We start from the raw sequence: 21,495 nt of genomic DNA on the forward strand, positions 1-21,495 counted from the left end.
CCACTGTGTAGTTCTCAAAATACGGGCGGTATCCCTCTCCCACACACCCAGGCGTGAGAAAAGGATCCGGAGAGTCGACCCCGCCACCCGAAGGCAGCCGGCCCGGTCCCTCAGGACCCAACAGCGTGCATGTACCCGACTCCACCGCCCCGACGCGTTCCCAACCCGAAGGCTGTACTGACGCGAGACGATCTCACCGAGCACCTAGTTCAATGTTCCACCCATGAGCTACCAGCAAAGACATTCGCTTTGATCTGGCGCCTGGAACACCCTGCGGTGTCCAGATGCTCCTTAGAAAGGAGGTGATCCAGCCGCACCTTCCGGTACGGCTACCTTGTTACGACTTAGTCCTAATCACCGATCCCACCTTCGACAGCTCCCTCCTTGCGGTTAGGCCACTGGCTTCGGGTGTTACCGACTTTCATGACTTGACGGGCGGTGTGTACAAGGCCCGGGAACGTATTCACCGCAGCGTTGCTGATCTGCGATTACTAGCGACTCCGACTTCATGAGGTCGAGTTGCAGACCTCAATCCGAACTGAGACCGGCTTTTTGGGATTCGCTCCACCTTACGGTATCGCAGCCCTTTGTACCGGCCATTGTAGCATGCGTGAAGCCCAAGACATAAGGGGCATGATGATTTGACGTCATCCCCACCTTCCTCCGAGTTGACCCCGGCAGTCTCCTATGAGTTCCCACCATGACGTGCTGGCAACATAGAACGAGGGTTGCGCTCGTTGCGGGACTTAACCCAACATCTCACGACACGAGCTGACGACAACCATGCACCACCTGTATACCGACCTTGCGGGGCAACCATTTCTGGAAGTTTCCGGTATATGTCAAGCCTTGGTAAGGTTCTTCGCGTTGCATCGAATTAATCCGCATGCTCCGCCGCTTGTGCGGGCCCCCGTCAATTCCTTTGAGTTTTAGCCTTGCGGCCGTACTCCCCAGGCGGGGAACTTAATGCGTTAGCTGCGACACGGAGACCGTGGAAAGGTCCCCACATCTAGTTCCCAACGTTTACGGCGTGGACTACCAGGGTATCTAATCCTGTTCGCTCCCCACGCTTTCGCTCCTCAGCGTCAGTAACGGCCCAGAGAACTGCCTTCGCCATCGGTGTTCCTCCTGATATCTGCGCATTCCACCGCTACACCAGGAATTCCATTCTCCCCTACCGCACTCTAGTCTGCCCGTACCCACTGCAGGCCCGAGGTTGAGCCTCGGGTTTTCACAGCAGACGCGACAAACCGCCTACGAGCTCTTTACGCCCAATAATTCCGGACAACGCTTGCACCCTACGTATTACCGCGGCTGCTGGCACGTAGTTAGCCGGTGCTTTTTCTGCAGGTACCGTCAAGCCGAAGCCCTTCTTCCCTACTAAAAGAGGTTTACAACCCGAAGGCCGTCATCCCCCACGCGGCGTTGCTGCATCAGGCTTTCGCCCATTGTGCAATATTCCCCACTGCTGCCTCCCGTAGGAGTCTGGGCCGTGTCTCAGTCCCAGTGTGGCCGGTCACCCTCTCAGGCCGGCTACCCGTCGTCGCCTTGGTGAGCCATTACCTCACCAACTAGCTGATAGGCCGCGAGTCCATCCTTGACCGAAAAACTTTCCACCCGCACCCGATGCCGGGGCAGGTCGTATCCGGTATTAGACGCCGTTTCCAGCGCTTATCCCAGAGTCAAGGGCAGGTTACTCACGTGTTACTCACCCGTTCGCCACTAATCCACCCAGCAAGCTGGGCTTCATCGTTCGACTTGCATGTGTTAAGCACGCCGCCAGCGTTCGTCCTGAGCCAGGATCAAACTCTCCGTAAAAAAATTACGACCCCCAACCCCGAAGAGAAGGAGAGTCAAGTTTGACCTCTAGCAAATAAGACATCTCTCCGACCCGAAAGCCGGAAGCTGACATCAATTTCCAAAGGAATCCCAACCCGATCCGAAGATCAAGGCCGGGGTATAAAATTGGCATTGAACATAGTGCACGCTGTTGAGTTCTCAAGAATCGGACACATCCCGCCTCCACACCAGAACGGTGCTTCACAACGAAAGTGATCGAAGTTTGCTGTACGAGGGCGTGAGCCACTCGATTTGTCTTGCTTGCCGAGACCGGTTAGGCTTGTCAGAACCGAAGTCCCGATCGCCTCCGTGGCAACTCGATTAACTTAGCACATCCGCAGGCCGTGTCAAGTCCGGCTTCTTCGGGGTGTTCGCTGCACGATTGAGGACCGCACCGCTGCACCGGGCTCGGCCGTGAGGCCTTGCAACGAAGCCGGGACCGTGTCCCATGGAGGCTTTGCATCTTACGCTCGCGATCCCGCAGTCTTCAAGAGACGAATCTCTAACAGGCCTGGGAGCGAGGGGATGGTCCCCGCTTGAGGTGGGCCAGCTGGTCTCGACGCTCTGCGCCTGACTCCCGCTTGCCGCTCCTTTGGGGTGACGAGGAGTTACATTACGTCGGGCCTCGGCCGAGCGGCAAATCGCCTGCGTCCCGGGCGTGTCGGGATTCAGGGGCCGTGCGTCGCTGAGTGTCCGACTCGGTACCCGACACCGGACACCGGACACCGGACACCGGACACCGGGCACCGGACACCGGACACCGGCTACCGGCTACCGGCTACCGGCTACCGGCTACCGGCTACCGGCTACCGGACACCGAGCTGATCAGACGGCCGACGCCGTCATCGCCCGCGTCCGCTCGAGGAGAGCGGGCACGCGGTCAGCGGACGAAGGCCCCGGCGAAGCTCTTCTTGCCGCGACGGAGGACGGCGATCCCGTCGATCAACGGGAGCTCGCCGAGCGTGACGGTCTCGGACGGGAGGGCGGTGTTGTTCACCGAGAGCCCTCCCTGAGCGAGAGCCCGTCGCGCCTCCCCCGTGCTGGCGACGAGTCCGGTCTCGACGAACGCCTGCAGCGCCGGCGTCTCCGGGGTCGCCTCCACCGAGGGCACCGCCTCGAGCGCGCCACGGAGGATGACCGGGTCGATCCCCTCGAGCGAGCCCTTGCCGAAGAGCGCGGCCGACGCGTCGATCACCGAGCGCGTCGCCTCCGCTCCGTGCACCAGCGACGTGACCTCCCAGGCGAGCGCGCGCTGCGCCTCCCGGCGGAACGGCTCGTCGGCAGCGGCCTTCTCCAGGCGCTCGATCTCCGTGCGCGGCAGGAAGGTGAAGATCCGCAGGCGGTCGGCGACGTCACGGTCGTCCGTGTTGACCCAGAACTGGTAGAACGCGTACGGGCTGGTGAGCTCGGAGTCGAGCCAGACGGCGTTGCCCTCGCTCTTGCCGAACTTGGTGCCGTCGGAGTTCATCACCAGGGGTGTACCGATCGCGTGGACCGACACGCCCTCCGTGCGGTGGATCAGGTCGGTCCCGCTCGTCAGGTTGCCCCACTGGTCGCTGCCGCCGGTCTGCAGGACGCACCCGTACTGCCGGTAGAGCTCCAGGTAGTCGAGTCCCTGCAGGATCTGGTAGCTGAATTCGGTGTAGCTGATCCCCGCATCGGAGTTGAGGCGGGCGCTGACCGCGTCCTTCTTGAGCATCGTCCCCACACGGAAGTGCTTCCCGATCTCCCGCAGGAAGTCGATCGCCGACAGCGGAGCGGTCCAGTCGAGGTTGTTGACCAGGCGCAGCCCGTTGTCGCCGCCCGCGGGAACGAACCGGGACACCTGCGCCTGGAGGCGCTCGACCCACGCCGTCACCGTCTCGCGCGAGTTCAGCGTCCGCTCGGCCGTCGGACGCGGATCCCCGATCAGCCCGGTCGAGCCGCCGACGAGCCCGAGCGGCCGATGCCCGGCCAGCTGGAGCCGGCGCATGACGATCAGCTGCACCAGGTTCCCGAGGTGGAGGCTGGGCGCGGTCGGGTCGAACCCGCAGTAGTAGGTGATCGGCTCCCCCGACAGCAGCTCGCGCAACGCTCCCGCATCGGTCGACACGTGCACCGAGCCTCGCCAGACCAGCTCGTCCCACACGGAGTCGAAGGCGGGGTCGAGCTGCGGGCTCGTCGCGGACCCGGGGAGGTGCTGGTCGATCACCCGACCAGGCTATCGTGGCGGGAAGGAGCCGGTCTCCGGGAGTCAAGCGCACAGGCTTGATCTCGGGCGATCAAGTGCGGATACTTGATCGGGGAGGTCCGATGTTCGTCGTCACCGCGGATCAGCGCGACAGCAGGCACGACCACGACCGCGTGGACCAGGCGATCGCGAGCCTGATCGACGACGGTCGGGCGTCGTTCGTCCTGCCCCCGGAGCGGACGGCGGGCGACGAGTTCCAGTGCGTGCTCGACCGGGCCGATGCCGTCGTCACGCTCGTGCTCGAGCTGCACCGGACCGGCCACTGGAGCATCGGCCTCGGGATCGGACCCGTCGACCGGCCGCTCCCGGCGACCACGAGAGCGGCGACCGGCGAGGCGTACTTCGCGGCGCGCCGGGCGGTCGAGGCGGCGAAGGGCCGGCCTACGCGCTTCTCCCTCGATCCGGACGCACCGGGAACGGCGGCGCCGGCACCGGCGGACGTCCAGGCGCTGATCGATCCGCTCCTCCTGCTGCGCGACGCGCGCTCCGAGGCCGGCTGGCAGATCGTCGACCTGCTCGAGAGCGGCCTCTCCCAGAAGGATGCGGCCGAGCGCCTCGCCGTCAGCCCGCAGGCGGTCAGCCTCCGGGTCCGCGCGGCGAGTGCTCGAGTCGACACTCCCGCCCGTGACGCGCTCGCGCGCCTGCTGACAGTGGTGGACCGTACGCTCGACCCCGCCGACGAGAGGACACCCCGATGACGGCACCCCCCGGATCCCCCGCCCTGCTCCTCGCCTCCGCGCTGCAGTCCGCCTCGTGGACGGGCGTGGTGCTCGTGCTGCTCGCCGGACTCGCCGGTGCGGTGCTCGCCGTGCGCCTGCGCCGTCCGCAGCTCGCCTGGATCCCCCTCGCGGCGGCGGCCGCCGCCTTCCTCCTCACGGCGGTCGCCGGACCGTCCGCGCCCCCGATCCACTCCGTCCTGGTGGCGGTGCTGGCCTTCGCGCTGGCGGTCGCGGGCGGCGGGCCGGTCGTACTGCTCACCCTCCGGCTCGCGACGGCCGATTCCCGCAGCGGCAGCCACGGCGGCATCATGGTCGCCGGATCCTCCCGCCCCGCCGCCGGGAGCGCGCCCTCGGCGATCGGCCAGCCGATCGAGGTGCTCCGCGGCGGGACGACGATCGGGGTCCTCGAGCGGATCGCGACGGCCGGCGCACTGATGAGCGGTCTCCCCGAGGGGATCGCGGTCGTGGTGGCGATCAAGGGCGTCGGCCGCTTCAGCGAGCTCGCCTCCCCGGAGGCGCGCGAGCGGTTCATCATCGGCACGCTGGCGAGCCTCGCCTGGTCGGCGGCTCTCGGCGTGCTCGCCCGGCTCTACCTCGCGGGCTGAGCTCCGGGCCGCCGCCGGGGCACTGCTCTTCGGTAGGGCGAGACGGTGGGGTCGCCCGGGATGCTGAAGCGCCACGGGAAGTCGTCCCCGCCGCCCGGGCCCGAGACGCCGGTGCGCGGGCCCGCCGCCACGGAGGACGGCCTCTCCCCCGGCAGCAGCTCGAACGCCGCCTCGAGCGGGTCGCCCGACTCGGTGAGACGGACTCCGAGGGCCTTCGCCAGCCGTGCGGGTCCGCGGGCCAGATCCCGGCTGCGAACGGGTCCGCGCCGGATCATCGCGAGATCCTCCCCCGATACGACCTCGCCTGCGCGCAGCAGCACCGCCGACGCCGTGCCCGTCGGGGAGCAGACGATGTTCACGCAGGTGTGCATCCCGTAGGTGAAGTACGCGTACACGGACCCGGGCGGACCGAACATGGGAGCCGTCCGGGGTGTCGGTCCGCGGTGCGCATGCGAGCCCGGATCCTCACCGGTTCCGAGGTACGCCTCGACCTCGGTCAGCCGGACGCCGACCACGCCCTCCGGCGTGCGGTGCAGGAGGACGCGGCCGAGCAGCTCCGGTGCCACCTCGAGGGCCGAGCGCGCGAGGTCGGGGAGGTCGGCGCTCAGAAGAAGCTCTGGCCCGACACGAGGGTGATCACGATCACCGCGACGATGACGACTACGGCGACGAGCACCAGAGTCCGCTGCTGCCAGGGGCGCAGCGGCGGACGGCCGTCGTCGCCCGGCTCTCCTCGAAGAGTCACGGGCGCTCCCCTCGGAGGGATCCGCGCACGACCCGGACGCGCTCGGTCAGCCGGGCGAGCTGCTCCGCGACGCGGTCGGGAGCCGTGCCGCCGACACCGTCCCGGCTCGCCACCGATCCCTCGATGCTGAGGACGGAGCGCACGTCGGGCGTGAGCAGCGGCGACACCGAGGCGAGCGCGGCGTCGTCGAGATCCTCGAGCCCCCTCCCCTGCGACTCCGCCAGCTTGACCAGCTCGCCGGTGATCTCGTGGGCGTCCCGGAAGGGCACGTGCTTCTTCACGAGCCACTCGGCCACGTCGGTCGCGAGGGAGAAGCCCTGGGGCGCGAGCTCCGCCATCCGGTCGGTGTGGAAGGTGAGGGTCGCGATCATGCCGCTGAACGCGGGCAGCAGGACCTCGAGGGTCGTCACCGAGTCGAAGACCGGCTCCTTGTCCTCCTGCAGGTCACGGTTGTAGGCGAGCGGCAGGGCCTTGAGGGTCGCGAGCAGCCCGGTGAGGTTGCCGATCAGCCGGCCGGACTTCCCCCGGGCGAGCTCGGCGATGTCGGGGTTCTTCTTCTGCGGCATGATCGAGGACCCGGTCGAGTAGCCGTCGTCGAGCGTGACGAAGGCGAACTCCCGCGTGTTCCAGAGGATGACCTCCTCCGCGATGCGCGAGACGTCGATCCCGATCATGGCGGCGACGAAGGCGAACTCGGCGACGAGGTCGCGGCTGGCCGTCCCGTCGATCGAGTTCGGCACGCTCGACGCGAAGCCGAGATCGCGGGCGACCGCCTCGGCGTCCAGGCCGAGGGTCGAGCCGGCGAGGGCGCCCGAGCCGTAGGGCGAGACGTCCGCCCGGACGGCCCAGTCCCGCAGGCGCTCCAGATCGCGCAGCAGCGCCCAGCCGTGGGCGAGCAGATGGTGCGCGAGGAGCACGGGCTGAGCGTGCTGGAGGTGGGTGCGCCCGGGCATGATCGCCGTCGGGTGCGCCGACGCCTGTGCGGCGAGGGCGTCGATGAGCTGCACCACCAGCTCCGAGACGAGCGCCGCGTGGTCGCGGAGGTACATCCGGACGAAGGTGGCGATCTGGTCGTTGCGCGAGCGCCCCGCGCGGAGCTTGCCGCCGAGCTCGGGACCGGCTTCGAGCATCAGGCCGCGCTCGAGGGCGCCGTGCACGTCCTCGTCGGACTCGTCGGCGGCGAAGCTCCCGTCGGCGACGGCAGCCTCGAGCCGGTCGAGCGCCGCGAGCATCGCGGTGAGCTCGGCGTCGTCGAGGTAGCCCGCTCCGGCGAGCGCCCGGGCGTGGGCGCGCGAGCCGGCGAGGTCGTAGGGGGTGAGCTGCCAGTCGAAGTGGGTCGACCTCGAGAGCGCGGCGAGCTCGGGCGAGGGGCCGCCGGCGAAGCGGCCGCCCCAGAGGGCTCCGGCCTCGCCCGCGCGGGCGGAGGGTCGTTCCGTCATGGTTCTCCTCGGGTTCGGCTGTCGAGTCTACTGAGCGGCGTCGGCGGTGCCGGCGCGCTCCAGGAGCCACACGAGCAGGGCCTTCTGCGCGTGCAGGCGGTTCTCCGCCTCGTCCCAGATCACGCTCTGCGGGCCGTCGATCACGTCGGCGGTCACCTCGTAGCCGCGGTCCGCGGGCAGGCAGTGCAGGAACAGCGCGTCGGGAGCGGCAGCGGCCATCGTGGCGGCGTCGACCCGGTAGGCGCCGAAGGTCGCGACGCGCGCCGCCTTCTCGTCCTCCTTGCCCATCGACACCCACGTGTCCGTGATCACGATGTCGGAGCCGGCCGCGCCCTCGTCGGGGTCGGTCGTGGTGATCGCCGATCCGCCGGTGGTCGCCGCGATGCGCTGCGCATCGGCCAGGACCGCCGCGTCCGGCGAGTACGACTCCGGGGAGACGATGCGGACGTGCATGCCGGCCGTGGCCCCCGCCAGGAGGTACGAGTGCGCCATGTTGCTCGCTCCGTCGCCGAAGAACGTGAGCGTGAGTCCCGCGAGGTGACCGCGGTGCTCGCGGATGGTCAGCAGGTCGGCGAGGAGCTGGCACGGGTGGAACTCGTCCGAGAGCGCGTTGACGACCGGCACGCGCGTGCTGCGCGCCATCTCCTCCAGGCCCGACTGCGCGTAGGTGCGCCACACGATGGCGGCGACCTGGCGCTCCAGGACCCGCGCCGTGTCGGAGGCGGTCTCCTTGCCGCCGAGCTGGCTGCTCGCGGTCGAGATGATCAGGGGGCTGCCGCCGAGATCGGCGATGCCGACCGCGAAGGAGACACGGGTGCGCGTGGAGGACTTGTCGAAGATCACGGCGACGGTCTGCGGCCCGGCGAGGGGCTTCCGGGAGAAGCGGTCGCGCTTGAGCTCGAGGGCGAGGTCGAGGATCTCGGCCTGCTCGGCGGGAGTGATGTCGTCGTCGCGGAGGAAGTGGCGGGTCACGGTGCTGGTCGCTTTCGGTGGAGGTACGGGGTCAGAGGGTCTGCAGTGCGCGGCCGAAGCGCTCGGCGAACTCGGCGACGTCGGCGGCGGTCACCACGAGCGGAGGCGCGAGCCGGATGCTCGAGTCGTTCGCCGCGTTCACGATCAGGCCGGCGTCGAGGCAGGCGGCGGCGAGCTCGGCGGCGACCGGCCGGGTCAGGGCGATGCCCAGGAGGAGGCCCGCGCCGCGGACCCCTCCGATCAGGGGCGAGTCGAGAGCGGTCAGCGCGTCGACGATCTGCGCCCCGCGCTCCCGCGCGTTGCCGAGAAGGTCGGCGCGCTCGATCTCGGCGAGCACGGCTCCTGCCACGGCGGTCGCGAGCGGATTGCCGCCGAAGGTGCTGCCGTGGTGGCCCTTCTGCAGGAGGTCGGACGCCTCGCCGAAGGTCACCAGCGCTCCGACGGGGAAGCCTCCGCCGAGCCCCTTGGCCAGGGTGACGGCGTCGGGCAAAATTCCCGCCTCCTGGTAGGCGAACCAGCGTCCGGTCCGCCCGACCCCGGTCTGGATCTCGTCGACGATGAGCAGCGCGCCGTGCTCGCGGGTGAGCTCCCGCGCGCGCTCGAGGTAGCCGGCCGGCAGCGGGATGACGCCCGCCTCCCCCTGGATGGGCTCGACGATCAGCGCGGCGACGGACTCGTCGAGAGCCGCCTCGAGGGCCTCGATGCTCGCCTCGAGGTGCTCGACCCCTCCCGGCATCGGCTCGAACGGCGCGCGCAGGGCCGCCTTGCCGGTCAGAGCGAGCGCGCCCATCGTCCGCCCGTGGAACGCGTTCTGCAGCGCCAGGACGCGGTGCCGGCCGCCGGCCGCATTCAGCCGCGCCAGCTTGAAGGCCGCCTCGTTGGCCTCGGTGCCCGAGTTGGCGAAGTAGACGCGGCCCGTCTCCCCGGCCCCGGTGAGGCGGCGCAGGGTCTCGGCCAGCTCGATCTGCGGGGCGGTCGCGAAGTAGTTGGAGACGTGGGCGAGCGCACCGGCCTGGCGCGTCACGGCCTCGACGAACACGGGATGCGCATGGCCGAGCGAGTTGACGGCGATGCCGCCGAGGAAGTCGAGGTACTCCCGCCCGTCGACGTCCCAGACCCGGCAGCCCTCGCCGCGCTCGAGCACGGCGAGCGGCGGCGCGAAGGTCTGCATCATCGCGGCGGAGTAGCGGTCGCGCGCCGAGCCGGTGCGGGACGCGGTCGTGGGGGTGGACATGGTGGCCTTTCGATCGGAGCGGTCCGGCCGCGAGGGCCGACGGTGCGCGCGTCCCGGACGGGACGGGCGCTCGGAGCCGGGGCCGCTGAGGATCAGCGGCCCGACATTCGCTCCCGGTCGCGGGGGTCGAGCGAGGCGACGACCTCGGTGCCGATGCCCTCCGAGGTGAACACCTCGAGCAGGATCGAGTGCGGGATGCGGCCGTCGATGATGGCGGCCTTGGGCACTCCCCCGCGCACGGCGTCGAGGCAGGCGGTCATCTTGGGGATCATGCCCGATTCGAGCGAGGGCAGCAGAGCCGCGAGGTCGTCCGAGCGGATGTGCGAGACGAGCGACTCGCGGTCGGGCCAGTCGGAGTAGAGGCCGGCCACGTCGGTGAGGACGACGAGCTTCTCGGCGCCGAGCGCGACGGCCAGCGCGGCGGCGGCGGCGTCGGCGTTGACGTTCAGCGATTGCGTGGGGTCGTCCGAGTCGGGGGCGATCGAGGACACGACCGGGATCCGGCCGGCCTCGAGCTGAGCGAGGACGGCGGCGGGGTCCACGGCGATCACGTCTCCGACGAGTCCGAGGTCGTGCTCCTCGCCGTCGATCACGACACCGCGGCGGCGGCCGACGAAGAGGCCCGCGTCCTCACCGGAGATGCCGGCGGCGAGGGGGCCGTGCTCGTTGATCCGGCGGACGATGTCGCGGCTGATGCTGCCGGTGAGCACCATCCGCACCACCTCCATCGCCTCGGGGCTCGTGACCCGGTAGCCGCCCCGGAACTCGCTCTCGATCCCGAGCCGGTCGAGCATCCGCGAGATCTGGGGCCCGCCGCCGTGGACGACCACGGGGCGGATCCCGGCGTAGCGCAGGTAGACCATGTCCTGGGCGAAGGAGCGCTGCAGCTCCTCCGACACCATCGCGTTGCCGCCGAACTTGATCACCATCGTGCGCCCGTGGAAGCTCTGCAGCCAGGGCAGCGACTCGATGAGCGTCGCGGCCTTCCCGGGCGCGGCGTCGCGCTCGGCGCGGCTCTCGGCCGAGAGGGTGGTGTCGTCGCTCATGGCCGCCTCAGCTCGAGTACGCGGAGTTCTCGTGCACGTAGTCGTGCGTGAGGTCGTTGGTCCAGATCGTGGCCGTCGCGTCGCCGGCGTGCAGGTCGATGTCGACGGCGACCTGCCGAGGGGCGAGGTCGACGAGGTCGCGGCTCTCGTGCGGCTCGCCCGCGAGGCAGACCTGCACCCCGTTCATCGCGACGTCGATGCCGTACGGGTCGAACTGCGCATCGGTCGTGCCCACGGCGGCGAGGACGCGGCCCCAGTTGGGGTCCTTGCCGAAGATCGCGGCCTTGAACAGGTTGCTGCGGGAGACGGCGCGGGCGACGACCACGGCCTCGTCCTCGGTCGCGGCGTTCAGCACACGGATTGCGACGTCGTGGGCGGCGCCCTCCGCGTCGGCCTGCAGCTGCAGGGTGAGGTCGCGGCAGACCGCGGTCAGGGCCTCGGTGAACTCGTCGGCGTCGGCCGCGACACCGCTGGCGCCGCTCGCGAGCAGTGCGACGGTGTCGTTCGTCGACATGCAGCCGTCCGAGTCGAGGCGGTCGAAGGTGACGCGGGTCGCGGCACGCAGGGCGGTGTCGAGAGCGGTGGACTCGAGGGCCGCGTCGGTCGTGATCACGACCAGCATCGTCGCCAGACCCGGCGCGAGCATCCCGGCGCCCTTGGCCATGCCGCCGATGCTCCAGCCCTGCTCGGAGCGGATAACCGCCTGCTTCGGGACCGTGTCGGTGGTCATGATCGCGCGGGCGGCCGCCTCGCCCGCCACGGGTCCCCCGGCGAGCTCGGCGGAGGCGCCGGTCACGCCGGTGGCGAGCTTCGCGAGGTCGAGCTGGTCGCCGATCAGCCCGGTGGAGCACACCAGCACGTCGCCGGCGGACACCTCGAGGCTCTCGCCCACGAGCTCCGCGGTGCGGTGGGTGACCTGGAAGCCCTGAGCACCCGTGTAGCAGTTGGCGCCGCCGGAGTTGAGGACGATCGCCGAGACGACGCCGTCGCGCATCACCTGCTCGCTCCAGAGGACGGGATTCGCCTTGCAGCGGTTGCTCGTGAAGACCGCGGCGGCGCTCTGCAGCGGGCCGAGGTTCTGCACGAGCGCGACGTCGCGCGCTCCGGTCGACTTGAGCCCGGCGACGACTCCGGCCGCCCGGAACCCTGCTGCTGCGGTGACGCTCACGGCGCGACTCCGTTCACGCTCAGGCCGAGGGACTCCGGGAGTCCCAGGGCGATGTTGGTGGACTGGACGGCCGCGCCCGCGGTGCCCTTGACCAGGTTGTCGATGGCCGAGACGACCACGACGCGGCGGGCCCGCTCGTCCACGGCGAGTCCGATCAGAGCGGTGTTCGCCCCCACCACGTCGGCCGTCCGGGGGAAGGAGCCCTCCGAGAGCAGCTGGACGAAGGTCTCGTCGCCGTAGGCGGTCTCCCACGCGGCGCGCACGTCCTGCGCCGAGACGCCGGGAGCGAGGCGCGCGGTCGAGGTCGCCAGGATGCCCCGGGACATCGGCACGAGGACCGGCGTGAACGAGATCGAGACGGGTCCGGCTCCGGCGAGCAGGAGGTTCTGCCGGATCTCGGGATTGTGACGGTGCGCTCCGCCGAGGCCGTAGGCGTGCGCGGAGCCGAGGAGCTCGCTGGCGAGGAGGTCGGTCCGCAGGCTCTTGCCCGCACCCGAGGGGCCGACGGCGAGGACCGCGACGAGGTCCGACGACTCGATCACTCCGGCGTGCAGACCGGGGGCCAGGCCGAGCGTGATCGCCGTGACGTTGCAGCCGGGGACGGCGATGCGCCGCACTCCGGCGAGCGCCTCGCGCTGCTTGCGTCCGCCGCCGCCGATCAGCAGCTCCGGGAGCCCGTATGGCCAGGCCCCGGCGAAGTCGCCCCCGTAGAAGTCGGCCCAGTCCTGCGGGTCGGTCAGGCGGTGGTCGGCGCCGCAGTCGACGACGAGGACGTCCTCGGGGAGGGTCGCGGTGATCTCGCCCGACATCCCGTGCGGGAGGGCGAGGAAGACGACGTCGTGCCCGGCGAGGTTCCCGGTCGTCGTGTCGACGAGGACGAGGTCGCGGAGCGAGCGGAGGTGCGGGTGCACGGCGATGAGGGGCTGACCCGCGTTGGCGTGCGCCGTCACCGTGCGCACCTCGAACTCGGGGTGGTCGGCGAGCAGTCGCAGCAGCTCGCCGCCCGCGTAGCCGCTCGCACCGGCCACCGCCACGGAGAAAGTCATGCCCGAGAGCCTAGCCGGTGCGGATGCGGGGCCCCGCCCGGCCGAGCCGGACGGACCCCCGGCCTCACTCGCGGAGTCGGGCGCCGAAGCGCTCCGCCGCGACGGCCACGCCGCTCTCCTTCGCGGCCGTCGCCTCGGCCGCGGTGAGCGTGCGGTCCGGCGCACGGAAGCGCAGCGCGAACGTCAGCGACTTCGTCCCCTCGGCGAGCCCGGTGCCGCGGTAGTCGTCGACCAGGCGGATCGCCTCGAGCAGCTCGCCCGCCCCCTCGGCGACGGCGGCGCGCACGTCGGCTGCCGCGATGCCGACCGGCACGACGAGCGAGAGGTCCTGGGTCGCGGCGGGCAGCGCGCCCACCGGACGGGCCACGACGACCCTCCCGGCCCGCGCGATCAGCGGCTCCAGGTCGAGCTCGACCACGGCGACGCGGCGCGGGAGGTCGAGCTCCTCGGCGAGCGCCGGGAGCAGCTCCCCCGCGTGCCCGATGACCGCGCCGTCGAGAACGACCTCGGCGGTGCGGCCCGGGTGCAGCGCGGCGTGGGCCCCCTGGCGCAGCACCAGCTCGGTGCCGGTCGCCGCGGCGACCTCGCGGACCACGTCGAGTGCGTCGCGCCAGTCGACGTCACGGCCGGCGACACCGGGCTGGCGCACGACGGCGGCACCCGTGAGCAGCGCCGCGAGGTGCCGCGGCTGCGGCGGGATGCCCGCGTTCAGCTCGGCCTCGACCTCCGCGGACGGACGCGTCCCGCCCGCAGGGAGCGCCCCCGAGCCGAACGGGCGGCCGGCAACCGGGAGGAAGACGGAGCCGAGCTCGTAGACCGCGAGATCCGTCAGGCCGCGCGAGCGGTTGCGGGCCGCGACCTGCACGAGACCCGGCAGCAGCGAGATGCGCAGCTGGCCCGCGGTCGCGTCGAGCGGGTTGGCGAGCGTGATCTGCTCCTGCGGCTCCCCGTCGACCGAGCCGAGCCGGTCGTTGATCGAGCGCGAGAGGAACGGGTACGAGAGCACCTCGGTCAGACCCGCGGCGGCGAGCGCCTGGGCGAGGGTGCGGCGCAGCCGCTGGCCCGGGGTCAGCCCGCGGCCGGGAGGCGCGACGGGCAGGATCGCCGGGATGCGGTCGTACCCGGTGATGCGGGCGACCTCCTCCGCGAGCGAGGCGCGGTCGACGAGGTCGGGGCGCCAGCTCGGCGGAGTCACCAGCAGGCCCGCTCCGCCGGCCTCGACGGAGGCGCCGATCTCGACGAGCGCGCCGCGGATCTCCTCCGGGGTGTACTCCACGCCGATGAGGCCTGCGACGTAGCCGTCCGGCAGCTCGACCGGCTCCGCCGTGCGCGGATCGGCCAGGACCGAGCCGAGCTCGTCCGCCGTGCCGCCGGCGAGCTCCACCAGCAGCTGCACCGCGCGGGCCGCGGCGACCGAGGCCACCTCGGGGTCGACGCCGCGCTCGAAGCGCCGCGACGCCTCGCTCGGCAGCTTGTGCCGGCGAGCCGTCCGGGCGATCGAGACCGGGTCGAAGTTCGCCGCCTCGAGCAGGACGTCGGACGTGGCGTCCGAGATCTCGGTGCGCGCGCCCCCCATCACTCCGGCGAGGCCGATCGCCCCGCTGTCGTCGGCGATGACGAGGTCCTCCGCGTGCAGGCGCCGGGTCTGGCCGTCGAGCGTCTCGAGGGTCTCCCCCGGTGCGGCGCGGCGCACCACGATGCCGCCCTGCAGGGTCGCCAGGTCGTAGCCGTGCAGCGGCTGGCCCAGCTCGAACATCACGTAGTTGGTGATGTCCACGACGAGCGAGATCGAGCGGACGCCGGCCAGGCGCAGTCGCGCGAGCATCCACGGCGGCGTCGGGCGCGAGACGTCGACGCCCCGGACGACGCGCGTGACGAACACGGAGGCGCCGACACGGCCGCGGATCGGCGCCTCGTCGGCCACGGACACGGGGAAGACGGGCGCCGTCTCCGTGCGCTCGTGCGGAGGGAGCGCCCGAGCGGGGTCGCGGAAGGCGGCTCCGGTGGCGTGGGCGTACTCGCGGGCGATGCCGCGGATCGAGAAGGCGTAGCCGCGGTCGGGCGTCACGTTGACCTCGACCGCGGCGTCGTCGAGACCGAGGAGCGCGACGGCGTCCGTGCCCGGCTCCGGGTCGAGCCCGAGCGAGGCGAGGCGGAGGATGCCGTCGTGGTCGTCCCCGAGGCCGAGCTCGCGGCTCGAGGCGATCATCCCGTCGGACACGTGCCCGTAGGTCTTCCGCGCGGAGATCGGGAACGGCCCGGGCAGGACCGCGCCCGGCAGTGACACGACGACCTTGTCGCCGGCCGCGAAGTTGTGGGCTCCGCAGACGATGCCGCGGACGTCCTCTCCGCCGTCGGCGGCACGCCCGCCCTCCGGGGCCACGCGGACGTGGCACCAGTTGATGGTCTTGCCGTTCTTCTGCGGCTCCGGAGCGAGGTCGAGCACCTCACCGACGACGACGGGGCCGGTCACCTCGAAGCGGTGGACGTCCTCCTCCTCCAGGCCGACCGACACCAGGGCCGCGTGCACGGACTCCGTCGTGACGTCCTGCTCGAGGTCGACGTACTCCCCCAGCCAGCTCAGCGGGATGCGCATCAGATCACCATCCCGTACTGCTCGCTGAAGCGGACGTCGCCCTCGACCATGTCGCGCATGTCCTTCACGTCGTTGCGGAACATCAGGGTCCGCTCGATCCCCATGCCGAAGGCGAACCCGGAGTACTCCTCCGGGTCGATCCCGGCCGCGCGCAGCACGTTCGGATTGACCATGCCGCAGCCGCCCCACTCGATCCAGCGGGCACCGCCGACGAAGGTCGGGTGCCAGACGTCCAGCTCGGCGCTGGGCTCGGTGAAGGGGAAGTAGTTCGGGCGCAGGCGGATGCGCGCGTCGTCGCCGAAGAGGATCCGCGCGACGTGCTCGAGGGTGCCCCGCAGGTGCGCCATGGTCAGGCCGCGGTCGACGGCGAGACCCTCGAACTGCGTGAACACGGGCGTGTGCGTCGCGTCGAGCTCGTCGGTGCGGTACACCCGTCCGGGAGCGATCACGTAGAGCGGCAGCGGGCGCTCGAGCATCGAGCGGATCTGCACCGGCGAGGTGTGCGTGCGCAGCACCAGGTGCGAGTCGACGGGGTCGACGAAGAAGGTGTCCTGCATGGCGCGGGCCGGGTGGTCCTCGTCGAAGTTCAGGGCGTCGAAGTTGAACCACTCGTTCTCGAGCTCCGGCCCCTCCGCGATCTCCCAGCCCATCCCGACGAACACGTCGGCGATCGACTCCTGGAGGAGCGAGAGGGGGTGGCGGGCGCCGCGGCGCACGAAGCTGGCGCCGGCGGTGACGTCCACGCGCTCGGCCTCGAGCGCGACCGCGTCCTCCGCCTCGACGAGCTCGGCCTCGCGGGCGGCGTAGGCGTCGCCCACCTGCTTGCGGGCACCGCCGACGAGCTTGCCGGACGCCGCCTTGTGCTCGGGCGGGACGGAGCGCATCTGCGCGTTGAGGCGGGCGAGGGCGGACCCCTCGCCGAGGTGGGCGGCTCGGGCGGACTTCAGAGCGGTGGAGTCGCCCGCCGCGCCGATGGCGGCGAGGGCGTCGGCGACCGCCGCGGAGACGGCCTCGTCGGTGATCGGGTTGCTGTCTGACACGATCCCCCAGTGTAGGCGAGGGCCTCCGCCCCCTCCCGCCGCCCGCGCGCGGTGCTCGTCGCGCTCGCCCGCGGCCAGGCCCCCGTCTGCGCCGACGGCTCTCGAAGCCCCGCCACCGGCGCTGCTCGACCAGCAGGGGCGGGTTCTCGCTACGCCGGGGTCGGAGGCTGCTCGACCTGCAGGAAGCTGGGCGCCGCCGGACGGGAAGACGCCCGGACCGATCGCGACTCCCCGATCACCACCGCCTCCGCGTCGACGACGCCGGAGCGGAGCACCACCGCTCGATGCGCTGAGCGATCGCCGGACCCTCGAGGCGAACGGAGGAATCGCGTGCGAGCGATTCCTCCTAGCCGGACGCAGGACGCTCTGCGGAATCCGACCCCGTCAGGAAGCCGACCGCGGTGAGGATCGCCCTCGGGCGATCCTCACAGTTCAATCCTGCACAGCGATCAGCTGCGTGTCCGTCTGCGCGCGGGCTGCGGGGTGGCCGCCGATGGTGCGGCCGCCGCGTCCGCCGCTCTTGGTGCGGATCTCGATCCACTTCGCCAGCCCCGAGAGGAGGAGGCAGATGCCGATGTAGATCGCTCCGATGACGATCGCTGCCGGGATGATCGGGCTGTCGAGGCTCGACTGGTTGCCCAGGTAGCGCGCGTAGTACAGCAGCTCGTTGTAGGTGATGATCGAGCCGAGCGCCGTGTCCTTGAGGGCGACGACGAGCTGGGCGATGATCACGGGCAGCATCGAGCGGATCGCCTGGGGGAACAGGATGAGCCGCATCACGCCGGACTTGCGCAGGCCGATCGCGTAGCCCGCCTCCTTCTGTCCTCGCGGGAGGGCTTCGATGCCGGCGCGGAAGATCTCGGAGAAGACGGAGCCGTTGTAGAGGGTCAGGGCGATGACGACGGCGAGGTAGGGGCTGAGCTTGAGGCCCGCGAACGGCAGGCCGTAGTACATCAGCATCATCAGGATCAGGACGGGGATCGCCCGGAACAGCTCGATGAAGAGCGTGACGGGGACGTTGATCCAGCGCCGGTCCGAGAGCCGGCCGATCGCCAGGAGGAGGCCGAGGACGAGGCTGGCGACGCCCGCCGTGGCGAAGGCCGCGAGCGTGCGGCCGAGGGCGCCGCCGATGCTCTGCCAGACCAGCGGGTAGCCGAACGCGCGCCACTTGGAGGCGTCGAACTGGCCGGACTCCGCGAAGCGCCAGACTACGAAGCCGAGGAAGGCCGCGATCAGCAGGACGACGACGACGCCGATGACGCGGTTGCGCACGACGGCCCGGGGGCCGGGGTTGTCGAAGAGGACGGAGCTCATCGGGCGACCCTCCACTTCTTCTCGAGCTGACGTTGGACGAGCGAGAGCAGGGTGACCAGGACCACGAAGACCAGGGCCACCCAGAGGACGACGATCAGGCTGTTCTCGCCGCGCTCGTTGAGCACGCGGACGATGGTGCCCGCCTCCGCGACCGAGAAGCCGGCGGCGACGGTGGTGTTCTTCAGCAGCGCGATCAGGACGCTCATGAGCGGCGGGATCACGGAGCGGAAGGCCTGGGGCAGGACGACCTGCGTCATCGTGAGGCCGAAGTCGAGGCCGATCGCGCGGGCCGCCTCGGCCTGGCCGATCGGCACGGTGTTGATGCCCGACCGCAGCACCTCCGCGACGTAGGTCGCGGTGTAGAGGCTGAGGGCGCAGATCGCGAGGTTCGTGTAGTCCACCTGCGGCAGGTCGAGCTTGGGGTAGCCGAAGGCGAAGAAGAACATCACCAGCGTGAGCGGGGTGTTCCGGATGGTGTTCACGTACACCGTGCCGACCGCGCGGGCGATCGGGACGGGCGAGACGCGCATCGCGCCGACCACCGTGCCGATCAGCAGGGCGAACACAAGCGAGACGCTGAAGAGGATCAGGGTGTTGCCGAAGGCCGGGACGTAGACGTCGAGGTTGTTCAACAGGACATCCATGCGGCTGGCCCTTCTGTCGGAGCGGTGGTGGTGGTCGAGGAGAGGGGACCCCCGGGCGGCGGTCGGGCCGCCCGGGGCGCCTCCTAGTAGTCGTTCACCGCCGGCTGGGTGACGGTCGTGCCGGACTGGCCGAGCGTCTCGTCGTAGATCGCGCTCCAGGTCTCGCCGCCGTCGGTCAGCATGCCGTTGACGAAGTGGCGCAGGGCGTCGTCGTCCTTGGGCAGGCCGATGCCGTACAGCTCGGTGCTGAAGGGCTCTCCGACGACCTTGAGCTCGTCGGGCCGCTGAGCGGCGTAGCCGATCAGGATCGCGCCGTCGGTGGTGACGGCGTCGACGGTGCCGTCGGCGAGCGCGTCCACGCACTGCGAGTACGTGTCGAACTCCTCGGTCTTCACCTCGGGGTAGTTGGTGCGGATGTTCTGGATCGGGGTGGAGCCGGTGGCCGAGCACACGGTGGTGTCGGCGGTGAGGTCGTCCGGTCCGGTGATCGTGTCGTTGTCGGCCGCGACGAGCAGCTGCTGGCCGGTCTCGAAGTAGGGTCCGGCGAAGCCGACCTGCTCCTTGCGCTTGTCGGTGATCGAGTAGGTGCCGACGTAGTAGTCGATGTCGCCGTTCACGATCGACGCCTCGCGGTTGGCCGACGGGATCGCCTTGAACTCGATGGCGTCGGCCGCGAAGCCGAGCGAGGCGGCGGTCCACTTGGCGATCTCGATGTCGAAGCCGGAGCGCTCGCCGGTCGCCGCGTCGAGGTAGCCCAGCCCGGGCTGGTCCTCCTTGACGCCGATGACGACCTTGCCGTCCGCGGTCATCGCGTCGAAGGTCGGGCTGCCCTCGAGAGTGACGTCGGAGGCGACCTCGTACGCGGAGGTCCCTCCCTCGGAGCCTCCACCGGCGCCGCCGCCGGCGGTTCCGGAGTCGCCGGAGCAGCCGGCGAGGGCGAGGGTCGCTGCTGCGAGTCCCGCGGTCATGAACATGAGCCTGGTGCGCATGATCGTCCTTCCTGGGGTTCGGCCCGCCGGAGCGGGCGATGTCGGGTCGGCTCCCGGGTCACGGGTCCGACCTGCCTGGTGGCTGCTGATCGCGCTTCTAGTGCGTGATGAGCTTGGAGAGGAAGTCCTTGGCCCGGTCGGTGCGGGGCGCGGTGAAGAACGACTCCGGGTCGGTGTCCTCGAGGATCTCGCCGTCGGCCATGAACACGACGCGGTCGGCGGCCTTCCGGGCGAATCCCATCTCGTGGGTGACGACGATCATCGTCATCCCGTCCTTGGCGAGCCCGACCATCACGTCCAGGACCTCGTTGATCATCTCGGGATCGAGCGCCGAGGTCGGCTCGTCGAAGAGCATCACCTTGGGCTTCATCGCCAGCGCCCGCGCGATCGCGACGCGCTGCTGCTGCCCGCCGGAGAGCTGGGCCGGGGTCTTGGCGGCCTGGTGGCCGACGCCGACCCGGTCGAGCAGCGCCGTGGCCTGGGCCTCCGCGTCCTTGCGGGAGAGCCCGCGGACCTTGATCGGGCCGAGGGTGACGTTCTCGAGGATCGTCTTGTGCGCGAAGAGGTTGAACGACTGGAAGACCATCCCGACGTCGGCGCGGAGCGCGGCGAGGCCCTTGCCCTCCTCCGGGAGCTTCTGCCCGTCGATGGTGATGGTGCCGCCCGAGATCGTCTCGAGCCGGTTGACCGTGCGGCAGAGCGTCGACTTGCCGGATCCGGAGGGGCCGAGGACCACGACGACCTCGCCCCGGTGCACCGTCAGATCGATGTCCTTCAGAGCCTGGAAGTCGCCGTAGTGCTTCTGCACCCCGGAGAGGACGACGAGGGGTTCACCGGCGGGAGCGGCGGCGCGCTCGTCTTGCGGGGCTGTGACCATGCCGTCAGAGAAGCACACGGGGATGGGCCGGTCAAATCATGAGGGAATTCTTAACCGAAGGGTAACAACGCGCCCTGTTCTCCAGGTTCGCGGCCCCCTCGGCCCGGTTCCTCTCAGGAACGCAGCGCGAAGGCGCTCTCGTACAGGCAGACGGAGGCCGCGGTCGCGAGGTTGAGCGACTCCGCCGCCCCGTAGATGGGCACCGCGACCACGCCGTCGACGAGGGCGAGCGACTCGTCCTCGAGGCCGCGCGCCTCGTTGCCGAAGACCCAGACGGTCGGCTGGGCGAGGTCCCCGCGGGCGCGGACGTCGAGCAGGTCCTCCCCCTTCACGTCGGCCGCGACGGAGCGGAGGCCCACGCCGCGGAGCCGGCCCAGCACGTCGGCGAGGTCGGCGCCGACCGCGACCGGGAGGTGGAAGAGCGAACCCGTCGTGGAGCGCACGACCTTGGGGTTGTAGAGGTCGACCGAGCGGCCGGACAGCACGACCGCGTCGGCGCCGGCGGCGTCGGCGGCCCGGATGATCGTGCCGAGGTTGCCCGGATCGCGGACCTCCTCGAGCACCGCCACGAGACGCGGCTCGGAGGCGACGACGTCCTTGAGCGACGTGGGGAACTGACGGCAGACCGCGACGAAGCCCTGCGGAGTGACGGTGTCGGCCATCGCGTCGAGGACGTCCTCGGTCACGTACTCGATCTCCACCTCCGCCTCGGCGGCGGCGGCGACGATCTCGGGGTGGCGCTCCAGAGCGGTCGGAGTCGCGAACGACTCGACGATCAGCTCCGGGCGGTACTGCAGCGCCTCGGAGAGTGCCTGCGGGCCCTCGAGGAGGAAGAGCCCCGTCTCGAGCCGGGCCGGGCGGCGGGTGAGCTTCGCCACGGAGCGGACACGGGGAGAGCGGGGGTTGTCGAGCATGCGGCGAGCCTATCGGCGCGGTGATCGCCGCCCCCGCAGACACGGCGCGGAAGGGCCTGCGGACGACGGAGGGGGCCG

General features: G+C 70.6%; 18 protein-coding genes and 1 rRNA gene. 2 read left to right on the forward strand and 17 right to left on the reverse strand.

Features of this window, described 5'->3' with window-relative positions:
• Positions 1–295: 295 nt before the first annotated feature.
• Both GTU71_RS06345 and tyrS read right to left on the reverse strand, forming a co-directional pair.
• A 16S ribosomal RNA gene (locus tag GTU71_RS06345) occupies positions 296–1,818 on the reverse strand.
• Between the two features lie 901 nt (positions 1,819–2,719).
• Positions 2,720–4,030 (reverse strand): tyrosine--tRNA ligase, encoded by a 1,311-nt coding sequence (gene tyrS, locus GTU71_RS06350; protein WP_159939500.1) that lies wholly within the window; start codon positions 4,028–4,030, stop codon positions 2,720–2,722.
• Between the two features lie 101 nt (positions 4,031–4,131).
• Between tyrS and GTU71_RS06355 the strand changes: the two genes are divergently transcribed.
• Together GTU71_RS06355 and GTU71_RS06360 are read left to right on the forward strand one after the other, a co-directional pair.
• Entirely contained in the window at positions 4,132–4,767 is a 636-nt protein-coding gene (locus GTU71_RS06355) for a DNA-binding protein (protein WP_159939501.1), read from the forward strand.
• Positions 4,764–5,393 carry a hypothetical protein gene (locus GTU71_RS06360; protein WP_159939502.1) on the forward strand — a complete coding sequence of 210 codons (630 nt, stop codon included), beginning with the start codon at positions 4,764–4,766 and terminating at the stop codon, positions 5,391–5,393. Before GTU71_RS06355 ends, GTU71_RS06360 begins: the two co-directional genes overlap by 4 nt.
• On the opposite strand, the gene GTU71_RS06365 is transcribed toward GTU71_RS06360, so the two are convergent.
• The 15 genes from GTU71_RS06365 to GTU71_RS06430 all read right to left on the reverse strand — a co-directional run bounded on the left by GTU71_RS06365 (position 5,378) and on the right by GTU71_RS06430 (position 21,417).
• Positions 5,378–6,001 (reverse strand): DNA-3-methyladenine glycosylase, encoded by a 624-nt coding sequence (locus GTU71_RS06365; protein ID WP_208543630.1) that lies wholly within the window; start codon positions 5,999–6,001, stop codon positions 5,378–5,380. The genes GTU71_RS06360 and GTU71_RS06365 overlap by 16 nt on opposite strands.
• The gene (locus tag GTU71_RS16280; RefSeq protein WP_208543614.1) at positions 5,998–6,138 is read right to left on the reverse strand and encodes a hypothetical protein; all 141 of its coding nucleotides are present in this window, start codon (positions 6,136–6,138) and stop codon (positions 5,998–6,000) included. The genes GTU71_RS06365 and GTU71_RS16280 overlap by 4 nt, the downstream gene beginning before the upstream one ends.
• Positions 6,135–7,577, reverse strand: coding sequence for an argininosuccinate lyase (gene argH / locus GTU71_RS06370; RefSeq protein WP_159939503.1), 1,443 nt, complete (start codon positions 7,575–7,577; stop codon positions 6,135–6,137). The genes GTU71_RS16280 and argH overlap by 4 nt, the downstream gene beginning before the upstream one ends.
• A gap of 27 nt (positions 7,578–7,604) precedes the next feature.
• The gene (gene argF / locus GTU71_RS06375) at positions 7,605–8,549 is read right to left on the reverse strand and encodes an ornithine carbamoyltransferase (RefSeq protein ID WP_104238645.1); all 945 of its coding nucleotides are present in this window, start codon (positions 8,547–8,549) and stop codon (positions 7,605–7,607) included.
• 31 nt (positions 8,550–8,580) lie between these two features.
• Complete coding sequence (locus GTU71_RS06380) at positions 8,581–9,783, reverse strand: acetylornithine transaminase (protein WP_159939504.1); 1,203 nt, start codon at positions 9,781–9,783, stop codon at positions 8,581–8,583.
• Positions 9,784–9,875: 92 nt separating this feature from the next.
• The gene (gene argB, locus GTU71_RS06385) at positions 9,876–10,829 is read right to left on the reverse strand and encodes an acetylglutamate kinase (RefSeq protein ID WP_104224497.1); all 954 of its coding nucleotides are present in this window, start codon (positions 10,827–10,829) and stop codon (positions 9,876–9,878) included.
• A 7-nt stretch (positions 10,830–10,836) separates the two neighbouring features.
• Positions 10,837–11,997: a bifunctional glutamate N-acetyltransferase/amino-acid acetyltransferase ArgJ gene (argJ, locus tag GTU71_RS06390; protein ID WP_159939505.1), complete on the reverse strand. Its 1,161-nt coding sequence runs from the start codon at positions 11,995–11,997 to the stop codon at positions 10,837–10,839.
• A complete protein-coding gene (argC, locus tag GTU71_RS06395; protein WP_159939506.1) occupies positions 11,994–13,043 on the reverse strand; it encodes an N-acetyl-gamma-glutamyl-phosphate reductase in 1,050 nt (349 codons plus the stop codon). The genes argJ and argC overlap by 4 nt, the downstream gene beginning before the upstream one ends.
• 64 nt (positions 13,044–13,107) lie before the next feature.
• Complete coding sequence (pheT, locus tag GTU71_RS06400) at positions 13,108–15,639, reverse strand: phenylalanine--tRNA ligase subunit beta (protein WP_159939507.1); 2,532 nt, start codon at positions 15,637–15,639, stop codon at positions 13,108–13,110.
• On the reverse strand, positions 15,639–16,679 hold the full coding sequence (gene pheS / locus GTU71_RS06405; protein WP_159939508.1) for a phenylalanine--tRNA ligase subunit alpha: 1,041 nt from the start codon (positions 16,677–16,679) through the stop codon (positions 15,639–15,641). The genes pheT and pheS overlap by 1 nt, the downstream gene beginning before the upstream one ends.
• 432 nt (positions 16,680–17,111) lie before the next feature.
• Positions 17,112–17,993: an amino acid ABC transporter permease gene (locus GTU71_RS06410; RefSeq protein ID WP_104224492.1), complete on the reverse strand. Its 882-nt coding sequence runs from the start codon at positions 17,991–17,993 to the stop codon at positions 17,112–17,114.
• Positions 17,990–18,637, reverse strand: coding sequence for an amino acid ABC transporter permease (locus tag GTU71_RS06415; protein WP_104224491.1), 648 nt, complete (start codon positions 18,635–18,637; stop codon positions 17,990–17,992). The genes GTU71_RS06410 and GTU71_RS06415 overlap by 4 nt, the downstream gene beginning before the upstream one ends.
• An 83-nt stretch (positions 18,638–18,720) precedes the next feature.
• A complete protein-coding gene (locus GTU71_RS06420) occupies positions 18,721–19,626 on the reverse strand; it encodes a glutamate ABC transporter substrate-binding protein (RefSeq protein ID WP_181073455.1) in 906 nt (301 codons plus the stop codon).
• A 97-nt stretch (positions 19,627–19,723) separates the two neighbouring features.
• Positions 19,724–20,503, reverse strand: a complete 780-nt coding sequence (locus GTU71_RS06425) for an amino acid ABC transporter ATP-binding protein (RefSeq protein ID WP_104224489.1) — start codon at positions 20,501–20,503, stop codon at positions 19,724–19,726.
• Between the two features lie 113 nt (positions 20,504–20,616).
• Complete coding sequence (locus tag GTU71_RS06430) at positions 20,617–21,417, reverse strand: RNA methyltransferase (RefSeq protein ID WP_104224488.1); 801 nt, start codon at positions 21,415–21,417, stop codon at positions 20,617–20,619.
• Positions 21,418–21,495 lie beyond the last annotated feature (78 nt).

The sequence above is a fragment of the Rathayibacter sp. VKM Ac-2762 genome (assembly GCF_009866585.1).
Taxonomy (GTDB): domain Bacteria; phylum Actinomycetota; class Actinomycetes; order Actinomycetales; family Microbacteriaceae; genus Rathayibacter.